This is a genomic window from Polynucleobacter aenigmaticus (assembly GCF_002206635.1).
GTDB classification, from domain to species: Bacteria; Pseudomonadota; Gammaproteobacteria; order Burkholderiales; family Burkholderiaceae; genus Polynucleobacter; species Polynucleobacter aenigmaticus.
Window position 1 is genome coordinate 106044 of the sequence record NZ_NGUO01000004.1, and the last position, 14770, is coordinate 120813.

The 14770-nt window shown below is 46.4% G+C and carries 13 protein-coding genes, 1 other RNA gene, 1 pseudogene and 1 riboswitch; of the genes and pseudogenes, 8 read left to right on the top strand and 7 right to left on the bottom strand.

Going from position 1 to position 14770, the window contains the following annotated elements; translation table 11 throughout:
* Positions 1-37 precede the first annotated feature (37 nt).
* Positions 38-1744 carry an oxalyl-CoA decarboxylase gene (gene oxc, locus CBI30_RS03065; protein ID WP_088526863.1) on the bottom strand — a complete coding sequence of 569 codons (1707 nt, stop codon included), beginning with the start codon at positions 1742-1744 and terminating at the stop codon, positions 38-40.
* A gap of 212 nt (positions 1745-1956) precedes the next feature.
* Positions 1957-2574, bottom strand: a complete 618-nt coding sequence (locus CBI30_RS03070; protein ID WP_088526864.1) for a Crp/Fnr family transcriptional regulator — start codon at positions 2572-2574, stop codon at positions 1957-1959.
* 71 nt (positions 2575-2645) lie between these two features.
* Positions 2646-2860, top strand: a riboswitch (cobalamin riboswitch).
* Between the two features lie 145 nt (positions 2861-3005).
* On the opposite strand from CBI30_RS03070, the gene CBI30_RS03075 reads away from it, so the two are divergent.
* From CBI30_RS03075 to CBI30_RS03110, 8 genes and pseudogenes are all read left to right on the top strand, one after another.
* Entirely contained in the window at positions 3006-5021 is a 2016-nt protein-coding gene (locus tag CBI30_RS03075; protein WP_088526865.1) for a TonB-dependent receptor, read from the top strand.
* Positions 5022-5045: 24 nt separating this feature from the next.
* Positions 5046-5939, top strand: a complete 894-nt coding sequence (locus CBI30_RS03080) for an ABC transporter substrate-binding protein (RefSeq protein WP_088526866.1) — start codon at positions 5046-5048, stop codon at positions 5937-5939.
* The gene (locus CBI30_RS03085; RefSeq protein ID WP_240553478.1) at positions 5906-6916 is read left to right on the top strand and encodes a FecCD family ABC transporter permease; all 1011 of its coding nucleotides are present in this window, start codon (positions 5906-5908) and stop codon (positions 6914-6916) included. The genes CBI30_RS03080 and CBI30_RS03085 overlap by 34 nt, the downstream gene beginning before the upstream one ends.
* Positions 6913-7677 carry an ABC transporter ATP-binding protein gene (locus tag CBI30_RS03090; RefSeq protein WP_088526868.1) on the top strand — a complete coding sequence of 255 codons (765 nt, stop codon included), beginning with the start codon at positions 6913-6915 and terminating at the stop codon, positions 7675-7677. Before CBI30_RS03085 ends, CBI30_RS03090 begins: the two co-directional genes overlap by 4 nt.
* 51 nt (positions 7678-7728) lie before the next feature.
* Positions 7729-8013 carry a hypothetical protein gene (locus tag CBI30_RS03095; RefSeq protein WP_088526869.1) on the top strand — a complete coding sequence of 95 codons (285 nt, stop codon included), beginning with the start codon at positions 7729-7731 and terminating at the stop codon, positions 8011-8013.
* Positions 7994-8218, top strand: a pseudogene (locus tag CBI30_RS11420) (cell division protein ZapA); the annotation flags it as partial. The gene CBI30_RS03095 and the pseudogene CBI30_RS11420, both read left to right, overlap by 20 nt.
* A gap of 99 nt (positions 8219-8317) precedes the next feature.
* A non-coding RNA gene (gene ssrS, locus CBI30_RS03105) (6S RNA) lies at positions 8318-8536 on the top strand.
* Positions 8537-9355 carry a sulfite exporter TauE/SafE family protein gene (locus CBI30_RS03110; RefSeq protein ID WP_088526870.1) on the top strand — a complete coding sequence of 273 codons (819 nt, stop codon included), beginning with the start codon at positions 8537-8539 and terminating at the stop codon, positions 9353-9355.
* 19 nt (positions 9356-9374) lie between these two features.
* Here the strand turns inward: CBI30_RS03110 and CBI30_RS03115 are convergent, their stop codons facing one another.
* From CBI30_RS03115 to CBI30_RS03135, 5 genes are all read right to left on the bottom strand, one after another.
* Positions 9375-10898 carry a malonate--CoA ligase gene (locus CBI30_RS03115; RefSeq protein WP_088526871.1) on the bottom strand — a complete coding sequence of 508 codons (1524 nt, stop codon included), beginning with the start codon at positions 10896-10898 and terminating at the stop codon, positions 9375-9377.
* A 39-nt stretch (positions 10899-10937) separates the two neighbouring features.
* Positions 10938-11846 carry a Bug family tripartite tricarboxylate transporter substrate binding protein gene (locus CBI30_RS03120; protein WP_240553488.1) on the bottom strand — a complete coding sequence of 303 codons (909 nt, stop codon included), beginning with the start codon at positions 11844-11846 and terminating at the stop codon, positions 10938-10940.
* A gap of 207 nt (positions 11847-12053) precedes the next feature.
* Complete coding sequence (locus CBI30_RS03125; RefSeq protein ID WP_088526873.1) at positions 12054-13358, bottom strand: malonyl-CoA decarboxylase; 1305 nt, start codon at positions 13356-13358, stop codon at positions 12054-12056.
* Positions 13359-13487: 129 nt separating this feature from the next.
* Positions 13488-14285, bottom strand: coding sequence for a prolipoprotein diacylglyceryl transferase (gene lgt, locus CBI30_RS03130; RefSeq protein WP_088526874.1), 798 nt, complete (start codon positions 14283-14285; stop codon positions 13488-13490).
* A 19-nt stretch (positions 14286-14304) separates the two neighbouring features.
* On the bottom strand, positions 14305-14769 hold the full coding sequence (locus CBI30_RS03135) for a DNA polymerase III subunit chi (RefSeq protein ID WP_088526875.1): 465 nt from the start codon (positions 14767-14769) through the stop codon (positions 14305-14307).
* Position 14770 lies beyond the last annotated feature (1 nt).

Genomic DNA, 14770 nt, shown 5'->3' on the forward strand with positions numbered 1-14770 from the left:
TGTAGTCTAAAAATATTACGTATTTATTGCCGGCGTATTACTTCTTACCAGCAGTAGATGGGTTTAAGTTAGTTAAGCGTCCACTTTCTGTGCCAGCAGTTTCATCAATCACAGCATTAATCAAAGCGGGCTTACCTTCAGCAATTGCCTTAGTCAGAGCAGCCTCCAACTCAGCCGGGGTGGTTACGTAATAACCAACGCCACCAAATGCCTCAATCATTTTGTCGTAACGTGCATTCTTTACGAATACAGTTGGGGCCACATCTGCACCACCTGTTGGGTTGACATCAGTACCGCGGTATACGCCGTTGTTATTGAAAACAACCGTAGTAATCGGCAAGTTGTAACGGCAAATGGTTTCTAATTCCATGCCGCTAAAGCCGAAGGCACTGTCGCCCTCAACTGCAACAGTTGGCAAGCCACTAGTAACGGCTGCACCAATCGCATAACCCATGCCAATACCCATGATGCCCCAGGTACCTGAGTCAAAACGCTTACGTGGCTTGTACATATCAACAATGGCACGGCAATAGTCGAGTGTATTTGCACCTTCGTTTACCAAGTTCACGTCAGGGTTTAGCTTGATCACATCACGAATAGCACGCAAGGCGCCATGGAAGTTCATTGGCGAAGCATCTTTGGCAAGTGTTTCTGCCATCTTCGCTAAGTTCTTATCTTTTTTCTCGTTGATCGCAGCGATCCACTCGGCAGCTGGTTTCGGAACCGCTGCAATCCCTTTTAAGAGTTCGCCAACACAGGAACCAATATCACCAATCAATGGTGCATCGATTTGTACGTTACTGTCCACTTCGTTTGCTTGAATATCGATCTGGATAAATTTCTTAGGATCTTTACCCCAAGTCTTACCTTTACCATGTGCCAGTAACCAGTTCAGGCGCGCACCAACCAACAACACTGCATCGGCTTCGGCCAATACAAATGAGCGTGCTGCAGAAGCAGATTGTGGATGATTGTCTGGCAACAAACCTTTAGCCATCGACATTGGCAAATACGGAATACCGGACTTTTCAATCAAAGCACGAATATCCGCATCTGCTTGAGCATAAGCAGCGCCTTTACCCAAGAGGATCAATGGACGTTTAGCACCTTTCAATACATTCAATGCGCGCTCTACAGCATCAGGAGCAGGGATTTGACGTGGAATTGGATCAATTACTTTGAAGATCGATTTCTTAGCTTCTTCAACAGGCATTGTTTGAGCCAGCAGTTTTGCAGGCAAGTCCAAATACACGCCGCCCGGGCGACCAGAAACCGCTGCACGAATTGCACGAGCAAAACCAATGCCGATATCTTCGATATGGTTGATGCGGTAGGCAGCTTTGCAATACGGCTTAGCAGCATTGAGCTGATCCATCTCTTCGTAATCGCCCTGTTGCAAGTCAACGATCTCGCGCTCACTTGAACCGCTGATCAAAATCATTGGGAAGCAGTTCACAGTCGCATTCGCTAGCGCTGTCAAACCGTTTAAGAAACCTGGCGCTGACACAGTCATACAAATACCAGGCTTTTGAGTCATGTAACCAGCAATCGCGGCAGCGTTACCAGCATGCTGCTCGTGACGAAAACCAATAAAGCGCAATCCTTCAGCTTGAGCCAAACGGCACAAGTCGGTGATTGGAATACCAACGAGACCAAAGATGGTGTCTAGGTCATTTGCTTTTAAAGCATCAATGACGAGATGAAAGCCATCAGTGACTTGTGTATTTTGATTGTCTGTTGTCATAGAAATTTTTAGTTATTTACACCGCCCGAACGTAAAACAGGTTCAGTGCAATTTAGCTTTCGCCAACCGTCTCCAATTAAGTTATTAGTAGTGCCACGGGTAACTATAAAGACCCCCGTTCAGGCTGAGATGAATCTTAGGCCTGAGGGGTGGTGATCATCATTGACTTCGGTCAATTTCCTCTGAAATCTAGAAGCAACTAGGGTTTCTAGCTAGACAAAAAGCTCTTTATGCTTTGTTTTGAGGCGACTCAAGGTCTCTGGGGATAGGTTGAGGTAGGCAGCCAGCTCTTTTTTAGGGAGTAGCTCGAATAAGTCCTCATATTTGCGTAAGAAACGCTCTACTCGGCCTGGTGCATCGAGCATATGCAAGGTGATGGTGTGGGCCATGATCTCACTCATTAAGCGCATGACCTCAAACTCAAAGCTCTCTTTAAGGGGTCTATGCGCATCCAAAAATTCAGCCCATTTTTTCAAGGGCATACGGGCAACGCGAGCTTTTGTCACAGAGGCAATGCTATATGGGGCGGCCGTCTTGAGGCGCCAAGCTGCATAGCTCGTTTCAATATCTTTCTCGATGGCAAAGCGCAAAATCATCTCTTTTGCATCAGCACTAGAAACTATGCGCTTCAAAATTCCGTCCAGCACAAAGTACTGCTCCATTTGGTGATCGCCTTGATGAAGCAAGATTTCTGATTTTTTGAGATCTGAGATCACTAAATGGCGCTCTAATTCAGCCATTGCTTCTGCATCTAAGCTTTTTAACACCGAGTTTTGGCTAAGCTGAAGACGAATCAGATTTTTTTCGGGGTGCTTGTCTAATGCTGTCATGAATCCTTAATCCTTGAGCCCCTCATTGTAGGCTTTTTTAGCTTTTTAAGCGGCTTAGGGCCTAGCGTGAGATAGAATCACTGGGTCGTGGTGCTTTATTGCAGTGCAATAAAGTTAAACGGGAAACACTAAACGTGTGCTGCCCCCGCAACGGTAAGTAAATACACCCTAACTTTTTGGTAAAGGTGTCAGGAGTCTGAATAAGCCACTGTGCGCGTCAATTGCATGGGAAGGCCAGATTCTGAGATTTACTAGCCCGGATACCGGCCAAGACAAGTGGAATTTTGCGGACGGGGACCTTCGCGCGCTAATGAAGCATCCCAAGCACCAGCAAAGATGCCCAATTGACGCCTGAACTCTTAATAGTGAAATTCTGTTCGGCCCAGCTTACGGGGAAGTTAGCTAGGCGATTTGAAGGCAGAAGGTTCATCATGAAGCAGCAGTTCAGTAGTAAATTTATCAGCGCCCTATTTTGTGGCGTAGCAATAGCACTCAGCACAGCAGTAATTGCTCAAAACTCCCAATCGACAGTCATTGTCTCGGGCTCACGCTTCCAAGAGAATCTCAATGAGGTTCCAGCGAACGTCAAAGTTATTACGCGCGAAGAAATTTCAAATTCAAGCTCCAACAATATTCCGGAGGTTCTCTCCCAGATTGGCGGATTGAATGTCAAATATTCCAGTGGAAATCCCTTAAATTTAGATGCGTCAGTAGATATGGGCGGCTATGGCGCCACAGCAAATAGCACCACGCTGATACTGGTCGATGGTCAGCGGCTGAACCCCATAGATTCTGGCACTATCAATTGGGAATCTATACCGATAGACTCAATCGAACGAATTGAGGTCCTACAAGGTGGTGCAAGCGTTCAATACGGCAATGGAGCCGTGGGTGGTGTTATCAATATCATTACTAATGGCGGAGCAAAAAACCTAAATCAAGCATCAGTGACTTATGGTAGCTACAACACCCTAATTAACAATGCAATTTTGCGCAATAAACTGAATGACACCACAATTCAACTCACAGCGAACACTTCCAACACAGATGGCTGGCGACAAAACTCTGCAGCAAATGCTTATTCATTTGATGGCAAAGTTACACAATCGTTGGGCGGAATTGATCAGATATACGCTGACATATTCTTTAATCACTCGAACTCCCAGACCCCAGGATCGGTTCTTGGCCAAGCGGGGGCCGGTAACCCTCAATCTGCTAGAGCTGCGTTTATTGGCTCAACTACAACTACTGATAACGCAGGTATCAGGGCCGGCTTTATCAAAGCAATTAATAGTCAACTAACTTTTGATATTGATGGAATATATTCAAATAAGAATTCCAATAACAACGCTCCAGCCCTTCCATACACATACTTTTCACTTAGTCCAAACTGGCAACTTGCAGTTTCTCCTAAGATGAAGGCAAACTTTGGGGATTGGGGAACTACGGTTGTTGGATATGATTTTAATCAAGCCTCTCAAAGCAGTTCTTCAGGCTCCACCTTTAGTACAACTAGTCTTCAACAAAACGTTAGCGTCCTGAATCAATCCCTGTATCTAGTCTCACGCATTCCTCTGATGATGGTGAATGGGCTAGAGGCAAGCGGGGGATTTAGACATCAAGCGCAGAATGCCTCCACAAACGACCTTTCAACTGGCTCAACCATTAGCGCTAGTCAAAAATATTCCGCCAATGCTGGCGATGCCGCATTGAATTACAACTATCAATCGGGTCAAAAAATATTCATTAAGTGGGATCAATCTTATCGATTTCCAAATACCGATGAATTCTGGGGCTTTGACCCAAATGCAAACGGAGGCTATGGAGCGCCGGCATTTAATGGCATATTAAAACCTCAAATCTCCCAAACCTATTCAGCTGGCGGAGATTGGAATATTCATCAATCCCACCTTTCAGCCCTGGTCTTCCAATCGGTAACACAAAATGAAATTCGCTACGATCCATCCACCTATGGAAATATCAATACCATAGGCAATATCAATCGAACGGGCTTCATTTTTGACTCCTCAAGCAATCTCACTAGAAATTTAACCCTAGCAGGTGGCGGGAAAATACAAAGATCCACTTACGCGACAGGATCAATCTCCGGGGTAGGCGTCGGATTATCTCCAACTTTGCTGTTAAATGCTCGCGCTCAGTACATGTTTAATAGTTCATGGAGTGCGGGGGCTGTAGTTAACTATGTCGGCAACCAAAACTATGATGCCGACCCAGCCATAACTAATTCACTAGCAAAGATTCCGTCTTATGTTGCGGCAGATATTTATGCCAGCTATAAAGCTAATTCTTGGGAGTCTAGATTAATGATTAAAAACATCGGCGGAAATTCCTACGCAACAACCGGAGGGTATAACCCCACTAAAGGCTACTACTACTATCCAACGACACCAACGACTTACTTTGTAACCGCAAAATATAACTTCTAACTCCCTGAGAAAGAATTCAAAAATATGCAACCCTCATCTCGCTCCCGCTATTTAGCGATTGGGGTAGTTTTGTTTCTTCTTGGATTTTCTGTAGCAGTTTTTGCTGCACCTTTTTCCGTTGTTGATGATCGGGGTGTAGTGGTGGTGTTTAATAAACCTCCCCAGCGCATCGTAAGTCTTCTACCCTCCCTCACCGAATCGGTTTGTACGTTAGGTAAATGCGGCACCTTAGTTGGCGTTGATCGTTTTTCTAATTGGCCTAAATCAATTCAGAATCTGCCTAAGCTTGGTGGTGTGGGCGACGTCAATATTGAGCGCATCGTGCAACTCAAGCCTGATGTTGTTTTGCTAGAGAAAGCCTCGCCTGTTATTGCAAGACTCAATTCTTTGGGGATTCAAACATTTGCATTAGACATTAAGTCTATGGGTGATGAGGAGCGAGCGCTTAAAAAGTTAGATCTTATTTTGGGCGTATCTGAAAGCAGTCGCGTGTGGAATCAGATTCAAAAAGAGATCATGCGCGCCAATAAGCAACTCTCCTTAAAGGGGGGAAATATTCGCGTGTATTTTGAGGTTAACCCAGCACCCTATGCAGCAGGTGGATCCTCCTTTATCGGTGAAATACTCTCGCAACTCAATTTGATCAATATCATTCCGGAATCGCTGGGGCCATTCCCAAAAATCAATCCCGAGTTTGTAGTTCAGGCTAGGCCTGATGTCATTCTCCTTACTGAATCGACTATTGCTGATATTCAGAAACGTCCTGGATGGAACGCTATTCCGGCGGTATCTAAGAATCGGATTTGCGTATTTACATCCGAACAAAATGATGTCTTAGTGCGCCCTGGTCCACGTATGGGTGAAGCAGCACTGATTATTTCTCAATGCATTCAAGAGAAGATGTCATCATCTCGGTAATGCAAAAAAATTACTTCCTAGCCAAGCTGTTCGGCCTATTGATTCTGAGCGCGATATTAGTATTGCTCGGAACCCTACTAGGGAGCACGGGTGCCAGCTGGGATGTAGTGGGGGTTGATCAAATTATCTTGCTTGATATTCGATTACCCCGATCATTGGGCGCTTATTTAGCTGGCGCCCTATTGGGTCTTGCAGGAGGTATTGCACAAAGTCTATTTCGCAATCCATTGGCCGATCCCTATCTACTGGGTAGTGCATCCGGGGCCTTGCTTGGTGTGGGGAGCATCCTCTGCTTCGCCTATCTTGGTAACTCTTGGTTAGAAATAATCGGCCTTAATGGGGGCGCTTTTCTTGGGGCATTAATTGGGGTGCTAGCTTCGCTACTCTTGGCTGGTGGATATCGCAGCTCTTTACGTCTTTTATTGTCTGGCGTGGTGATTAGCGTCATCCTGGGGGCAGCGAATTCTTTATTCACATTCATCCGACCAGATCTCTTTCAAAGTATTCAGTCTTTCATGCTGGGTAACACCACGTTGATGAACTGGTCTGGCGTAGCGATCATGGCTATCGCATTATTTCTTTGCTTAGCCATCACCTCAATTATTAGCCCCGTACTAGACGCCTTATCTCTGGGTGAGAATACTGCTCGTACCTTAGGCTTACCGCTAGATCAATTGCGTCTGGTCTTCATTGGCATACTTGCTTTAGCAACTGGGTGTGCTGTTGCACAAACGGGCTTGGTAGCTTTTGTTGGACTTGCAGCGCCGCACTTAGTCAGAAAGCTTTCTGGCGGACAACAACGCGTACAACTTATATTCTCTTGTCTTGGTGGTGGCATCCTATTGCTCGGCTCAGACCTCATTGCGCGCACTCTATTCGCTCCACTTGAAATTCCAGTCGGTATTGTGACGGCCATTTTGGGGGGCTTATATCTACTAGTCCTTCTGAAGCGCACTTCTTTTGGTGGACGCCCATGAAAACCCGCCAGCTATCTATCTATCGAGGACCTTGCGCCATCCTCACTGATCTGAATTTAAATATTCCTCAGGGTCAATGGACCAGCATCATTGGACCCAATGGCGCCGGCAAGTCATCCCTTTTGCAAGCGATAGCCGGTTTACTCAGGCATACGGGATCCTTAAGCTTAGATGGGATTGAGCTATCCACCCTGACACGCAAGGCTCTCGCCAAAAAATTGGCATGGCTTGATCAGCAGGGAGGCTCTAGCCCAGAAGAATTTGGCGACTCTCTTAGCGTATATGACACTGTGATGCTGGGGCGCCTGCCCCATCAAGGATGGTTGCATCTGCCTTCTGAAGCAGATCACATTTCAGTCGAGAAAGCCCTGCAACAGACCGATGCTTGGCATTTACGCTATCGCCCATTGCAGCAACTATCTGGAGGAGAGCGTCAGCGAGTGCTATTGGCACGCCTTCTCGCCGTAGACTCAGACATCTTGCTCATGGACGAGCCTTTGGCGAACTTAGACCCCCCTCATCAAGCCGATTTTTTGAAATGGCAGGGAAATTTGCTAGCTCAGGGCAAGACCTTGGTGACCGTTTTGCATGAGATTCATTTTGCGTTGAGAGCAGACCACCTCATCATGCTTGATAAAGGTAGACTGCATTTTCAGGGGTCTAGCCAGGATCCCAGAACCCATCAGGCCCTGATCGAACTATTTGATGGCCGAATTCGCCTAGAAAAGCTGGGGAATGATTGGGTGGCCATACCCAGTTAACCCCGAAAACGGGAGTTTCACAAAGCTTTTTCCTGAGGCTACAATGCCTATATGTCCGAGTACACCCCTCACGTCCCCAGCGACTCAAGCGAATCTGATCCGGTAGCCACATCAATACAGAGGCTATCTAAGAAAATTCAGCTGATTGCGGATGCTGTTAAAGCGCTGCATCAAGATCGCAATCAACTGGAAACCAAGATTGAGGATGCGCAAAAGCGGATTCAGCATATTTTGAGTCGCCTTCCAGAGCAGAGTGATGGGCGTCAGTTGAACTTACTCGGTGAGCCCGTAGCACCAACCAACCCAGAGGATGACAATGAGCCAACAACGCATTGAAGTAACCCTCGCCGGTCAAAAAATCACTTTAGCCACGAGTGCTGAACATGAGCCATTGCTTCGTGCGGCTTGCACATTAGTTGACGAACAAATTCAGCTGGCAATCAATGGCGGTAACCGCAGCATCGAACGCGCCAGCATGATGGCTGCACTAAAGATTGCTGGCGACCTCATTAAACTACAAACAGCACCTCAACCAACTACAGCATCACACTCCCCATCCAATACCAATCCTGAAGAGATTGCGCGACTCCAGAATGAAATTCATTCACTGGAAGATCAAGTGGATGCTCTGATGCAAACTCTTTCCCTGCCTGGTTCGCCAAGGCCAATAGTTCCTTGAACCGATGCGCAAGCATCAGGAACGATCTTTACCTTGTGGGCGTGAGCGTTTCGAATCTTCACAGTGGCAGCTTCGCGCTGTTCACTCCCTGAGTTTCTTAATGCACCCGAAACAGAGTGGCCGTTCCACCTTGAACCTTAGGGTTCGGGATGACGGCCTAGCGGCTAAGGCGGGGAATTCATGTCAGTAGCCGATATCGCCATGTTGATGTTGTGTGGCAGCATTTCGGGCTTTCTTGCAGGCTTGCTGGGCATTGGCGGCGGGATGATCTTAGTGCCCTTCATGATTCTGGTATTCAATCATCTTGGCTTTGGCCAAAATGTGATTGTGCATATGGCTATTGCTACCGGCATGGCAACCATACTCTTTACCACCACTTCAGCCATCTGGGCTCATCACAAACACAACTCCATCGACTGGAAGTTGGTAGCCGCACTCAGTCCCGGACTAGTCATTGGTAGTCTGATCGGTGGCAGCGAAATCTTCGAAGCAATTAATACCTCATGGCTTTCATTATTCTTTGCGATGTTTATCGTCTACACCTCAATCCAGATGATCATCAATAAAAAGCCTTCTGCTGGAAGAGAGTTACCTGGCTCATTAGGTCTTTTCTCTTTCGGGGCATTTACCGGCGTTATTGCCAGCCTAGTTGGCGCAGGCGGTGCATTCATCACTGTGCCATTTATGCTTTGGTGCAATGTAAAACCGCATACTGCAATGGCGAGCTCTTCAGGCCTGGGATTTCCTATTGCGGCTGCGGCGACGATTGGCTACATGTATGGGAGTTGGGGCAACCCCAATCTCCCCGATGGATCTCTGGGATTCGTTTATGTTCCAGCGGTGATCTGCATTGTGGCGGTAAGCATATTTACTGCCCCACTCGGCGCAAAAATGGCCAGGAAGCTCAATATTGCTCAACTCAAGCGCATTTTCGGCGTGATGCTCTTTATGCTTGCAGCCTTCATGTTTAATGAAAGCCGCAAGGCGTTCGGCTTCTAAGCCAATATTTTTACTGCTCTTAGTTGGTGTATTGCTGACGCAAAATATTCTTCTGCACTTTACCCATGGCATTCCGAGGTAAGTCGGCAACGATCTCTAAACGCTTAGGAATCTTAAAGTTGGCAATTTGGGTTTTCAAGGCAGCAATCATGGCTTGCGCATCTAACTTAGCGCCAGCTTTTGGCACTACTACCGCCATTACAGCCTCGCCAAAATCAGGATGTGGAATACCAATAACGGCACTTTCATCTACGCCATCCATGTCGTCGATAAAACTTTCGATTTCTTTTGGATAGACGTTATAGCCACCAGAGATGATGAGATCCTTGCTTCGACCAACGATACAGAGGTAATCCTTAGGCGCATTACCGCCATTGGCAACACCACCCCAGCGACCAACGTCACCCGTCTTAAACCAACCGTCTTTAGTAAATTCTTCGGCAGTTTTTTCTGGCATACGCCAGTAGCCCTTAAATATATTTGGACCCTTTACTTGAATGCTGCCGATTGCATCTACGCCACAAGGCTTGTTATTTTCGTCTACCACGCGGACTTTTACGCCTGGTAATGGCAGGCCAACTGAGCCGCCCACACGATTTCCTTTATAAGGATTGGAAACTAACATGACTGTTTCGCTCATGCCGTAACGCTCAAGAATGGGCTGACCAATCACTTCTTTAAAGGTATTAAACGTTTCCGTGAGTAAGGGTGCAGAACCTGAAACAAACAGGCGCATATTGCGCGTTACAGCCTTGTTAAAACCTTGGTCCGCAAGCAGACGCACATAGAATGTTGGTACACCCATCATGACAGTGGAATTTGGCATGTGATGAATGAGTTGCGCAGTGTCCAGACGGGGCAACCAAATCATTTTGCTACCGTTAATCAATGCACCATGAGCTGCAACGAATAAACCGTGCACATGGAATATTGGGAGAGCGTGCAATAAGACATCGCCTTTTTTCCAACCCCAAAACTTCTGCAGCACTTGCGCATTGCTTCCCAAGTTCTTATGGGTGAGCATTGCGCCCTTGCTACGTCCAGTTGTGCCAGAGGTATACAGGATGGCTGCTAAATCATCATCTTTTACGGCTACAGTTTTGAACTTGTCACCTTGACTGCCGGCACGCTCTAGCAAAGTACCCTTGCGATCTTCGTCTAAGGTAAATACATGTTTTGTGCCTGCTTTAAATGCTACCTTAGATACCCAGGAGAAATTCTTGCTACTGCAAACCACAACTGCTGGCTCAGAATTCTCAAGGAAGTACTGAATCTCCGCTGCTTGATAAGCAGTATTGAGGGGTAGGTAGACATAACCCGCCTTTATGGTCGCCAGATACAAAAAGAGGGCCTCTGGTGATTTCTCAACTTGCACCGCAATTCGTGATCCAGCGGGCAGTTTGAGACTCTTTAGAAGATTCGCCATTTTGGCAGTAGCACGCTCTAGATCACTCCAGGAGTAATACAGTCCATCATGCGTTTCTAATGCACATGCTTGCTTATCTTTTGGAAAACCTTTTTCCAATAAAGAATATAAATTCATTCGAGCCTCAAATCAAAACCAGTAAATTAAATCAAATAATTAATCAAGCTTAGCGCCAGAGGCCTTAGCCACCGCAGCCCAACGCTTAATATCTGCGGAGACAAACTTGCCAAAGGCTTCTCCAGTAAGGGTTGGAGTATCTGAGCCGTTGTTGGTCCAGATCGCCTTGAGTTCAGGTGTATTAATTGCTTTCTGAACTTCCACAATCATCTTGTCAACGATAGGTTGAGGTGTTCCTTTGGGAGCAAACAAGCCATACCAAGTAGAAACTTCATAACCCACTAAACCAGCTTCGGCCGCAGTTGGTACATTTGGAAAACCAGGGGCACGTTTTTGTGAGGCCACCGCCAATGCAACGATGGTGCCATTTTTAATTTGAGCAGCTGACGATCCCAGACCATCAAACTCTAAATCCACTTGGCCCGCAATCAGGTCTTGCATTGCAGGTCCTGCTCCACGATAAGGAATATGCGTAATAAAGGTCTTAGTCAGCATTTTGAATTGCTCACCAGCCAAGTGATGCGAAGAACCATTACCGGCACTGGCGTAGTTGAACTTACCTGGATTCTTTTTCAAGAGCTCGATAAATTCTTTTAAGTTTTTGACTTGAACATTTTTTGGGTTCACCACAATCACTTGAGGCGGGCTAGCAATCATCGCCACAGGAATGAAGCTCTTCTCAATGTCGTAATCCAAATTAGGGTACATAGAGGGAGCGATCGCATGGTGGGCAGCGCCAACAAAAAAGCTGTATCCATCTGGAGCGGCTTTAGCTGCAATGGAGGCACCTACGGTACCGCCAGCACCGCCGCGGTTATCAATAATAATTTGCTTGCCCAATTGCTTGGTCAATTGATTTGCCAAGGGACGGGCAAAAGCATCCGTACCACCGCCAGCAGGAAAAGGAACTACAAAGGTGATCGGTTTGTTTGGCCACTCTTGCGCCATGACTGTAAGCGGTGCTGCACAGATTAAAAACAGCGCCTTCTTCAAAACACTGAATGAGAATGCGAAATATGTGTTTGCTTTAGTAAACATGCTTGTCTCCTATGTTTTTTACCAACTATTACGCTGGTTTTATTTTTGTAACTAATTTCAACCCCTTATTCTAAGGGGACTTGCACTTTTCAGCAGAATTTAGCCCTAGAGTTAGTACTAGGGTGCCATCAGGCGAGCTACTGCCCGGGAATAGACAATTTCACCATTAGCAAAGCGCTCATGGTTATCCTCCACACTTCCCAGGTCATAAAGGTAGTTCACCATCAGGCCAGCGGACTGGCGCAATCCTTTACGCGATAAATCCCCCGCCCAATTAATGAGGTGCAATTTAGCACCATTACCCAGATGAAACTTAGCAACTGGATTGCCATCGCGCCCAGTAGAAGCTAGCCCCAAATAGATACTAGCTAAGGTTAATAAAGCCTCTTTTTCTTTCTCGGAAACCAAATCGGGGTGCCAACCACCCGCCAATCGCTCACTCCAAGATTGGCTCTCGAGCTTGAGCACTGCCAACGCTGCGTCTCGCGCCACCTTGAGGGTAGGCTTTAATCTCTCAGCCGGAACACCCTCACCTAAATTCGCACCAGCAGTAACCCAATCCATAAATCCTGGTATCGGCGATAAAGTCACAAACGTTTTTAGCCCCGGAAATTCTGCATGCAACTGCTCTGCTACCCGCTTGATTAAAAAGTTCCCCATCGACACACCACGTAGCCCAGGCTCGCAGTTACTAATCGAATAAAAGACGGCAACCTTATATTGACTAGCTTGATGCACTACCTCTGCTTTTTTATCTACCAACGGTGTAATAACCGTTGGAATCTCCGGCAAAAGGGCAACCTCAACAAAGATCAAAGGCTCACTAGGGAGCTGCGGATGGAAAAAAGCAAAACAGCGACGATCGGGCTGGAGGCGACGACGCAAGTCATCCCAACCATCAATGGCATGAACTGCCTCATGTTTAATGAGCTTCTCAAGCACCTCAGCAGGAGACTTCCAGTCGACCTGATGCATTTTTAAAAAACCTGGATTAAACCAAGAGGACAGTAAGTGGCGTAAATCAAAATCGACTGCAGCCAACTCTGGTTTTTTATCTAATAGTTGCAACAAGTCACGACGCATTTCTACGACTGCAGCAGTACCTTGACTCGCACGATTCAGGCGACGGAAAAATTCTTGGCGGCGAGATTCGGAAACTTTTTGCAACTGAATGTAATTGCGCGCACTCGAATCTGCGACAAAGTTTTGTGCCGCCTTCAAAACAGCATCTGCCTGAGGGTTGAGTTTTTCAAAAAGGAATGTGAAGAAAGAAACGTACTGATCTTTAGTCAATTTGCGGTAGTTATTGACCACATCATCTGCCATACTGAGCGCATTGGATTCGCCCCGCTCCGATATCAAACGCTTAATTGCGTTATGCGCCTTAGACAAATTTCGAGCTTTGCTTAACTTCTCCAGCATGGATTTCTTTCGATTTAGGTAGAAATAGTCAGAAATCGAGCAAATTCAGCAAAAAGTAGGATTTTTTGGAAGGAATTAAGTCAATTTTCAGAAATTGACTACAAAAGACCTAGAAAACTCCAGTTTTAACTACTGATAAGTGCCGTTTTTCGTATTCACTCTTACTATAAGGTAAATTCCGAAAATGATCATGGGTATAGAAAGCCACTGCCCCATCGAAAGACCGAGCCCTAAAAGACCCAAGAAGGAATCTGGCTCACGAGCAAACTCGGCCAAGAAACGGCAAATGCCATAGCCCAGCAAAAATAGCCCTGAAATCTGCCCTAGCCTGCGGGGCTTGCTGGAATAAATCCAGAGGAGGATGCCTAAACAGATTCCCTCGCCAAAGAACTGGTAAATCTGAGAGGGGTGACGCGGAATGGAATCCACCATCGGAAACACCATGGCCCACGGCAAGTCAGTTGGCCTTCCCCATAATTCGCCATTAATGAAATTACCCAGTCGACCAAATGCTAAACCAAACGGAACAAGTGGGGCAACCAAGTCACTCACAACAAAGAATGAGACTTTGCGACGGTAAGCAAACCAGAGTAATGCCAGCAAGACACCCAAGAGTCCCCCGTGAAAGGACATGCCGCCTTCCCAGATCTTAAAAATACTCAAGGGGTGAGAGAGGTAATAACCAGGCATATAGAACAAGGTGTAACCCAAACGCCCACCTAAAATAACGCCCAATACGCCAGCAAACAAAAGATCCTCGAGATCCTTATAGGACCACCCCAGAGATTGGTATCGTGGAGTACGTACACGCAAACGACCCAACAATAAAAATTGGGCGAAGGCTAAGAGATACATCAAACCGTACCAATGAATGGCGAATGAACCAATACGAATTGCAGCAGGATCGAATTCAGGATGAATCAACATACGAGAAAATAAATATTGATCACGCTTTAGATTGATCGAAATTATGTAACTCATGACCTAAGTCACGATAGGCTTTATATCGCTCGCGACCCGCAAGACGTTCTGCCTCATTGATCGTGACAACCTCTACAACACGAGGGAAGCGCGCAAGTAATCCGGGCACATCTTGAGGCATACGCATCCCCAAATGAATCAACACATCCGCATGGGGAAGTTGAGTCAAAGCAGGAGATAAGAAGTTATCTGTCAGTATGATTGGCGTATCGATTGCAGTCTCATCTTCAATAAAGCAGTGCGGCAAGAAGTCCGTTGCACTAAAAGTCCAGAGAAGCTCATCGAGCTTTTTAAGATCGGCTTTCTCGCCCACCATCACGATATTGCGAACAGGCTCTCCAACAGGTGTAGCACTCCATATCTTGCGCGTCAGTCGACAAGCATATTCCAGCTTATCGCTGACATTACTATGAAAATCAATACGTGCCATC

Excerpts from the sequence above, each read along its gene's own strand:
- CBI30_RS03120 (WP_240553488.1), bottom strand. The coding sequence starts at position 11,846 with ATGGCGCAAGAGTGGCCAAACAAACCGATCACCTTTGTAGTTCCTTTT.
- CBI30_RS03070 (WP_088526864.1), bottom strand. The coding sequence starts at position 2,574 with ATGACAGCATTAGACAAGCACCCCGAAAAAAATCTGATTCGTCTTCAG.
- CBI30_RS03090 (WP_088526868.1), top strand. The coding sequence starts at position 6,913 with ATGAAAACCCGCCAGCTATCTATCTATCGAGGACCTTGCGCCATCCTC.
- CBI30_RS03115 (WP_088526871.1), bottom strand. The coding sequence starts at position 10,898 with ATGAATTTATATTCTTTATTGGAAAAAGGTTTTCCAAAAGATAAGCAA.
- lgt (WP_088526874.1), bottom strand. The coding sequence starts at position 14,285 with ATGTTGATTCATCCTGAATTCGATCCTGCTGCAATTCGTATTGGTTCA.
- CBI30_RS03110 (WP_088526870.1), top strand. The coding sequence starts at position 8,537 with ATGTCAGTAGCCGATATCGCCATGTTGATGTTGTGTGGCAGCATTTCG.
- CBI30_RS03135 (WP_088526875.1), bottom strand. The coding sequence starts at position 14,769 with ATGGCACGTATTGATTTTCATAGTAATGTCAGCGATAAGCTGGAATAT.
- CBI30_RS03085 (WP_240553478.1), top strand. The coding sequence starts at position 5,906 with ATGCATTCAAGAGAAGATGTCATCATCTCGGTAATGCAAAAAAATTAC.
- CBI30_RS03075 (WP_088526865.1), top strand. The coding sequence starts at position 3,006 with ATGAAGCAGCAGTTCAGTAGTAAATTTATCAGCGCCCTATTTTGTGGC.
- CBI30_RS03095 (WP_088526869.1), top strand. The coding sequence starts at position 7,729 with ATGTCCGAGTACACCCCTCACGTCCCCAGCGACTCAAGCGAATCTGAT.
- CBI30_RS03125 (WP_088526873.1), bottom strand. The coding sequence starts at position 13,358 with ATGCTGGAGAAGTTAAGCAAAGCTCGAAATTTGTCTAAGGCGCATAAC.
- oxc (WP_088526863.1), bottom strand. The coding sequence starts at position 1,744 with ATGACAACAGACAATCAAAATACACAAGTCACTGATGGCTTTCATCTC.
- CBI30_RS03080 (WP_088526866.1), top strand. The coding sequence starts at position 5,046 with ATGCAACCCTCATCTCGCTCCCGCTATTTAGCGATTGGGGTAGTTTTG.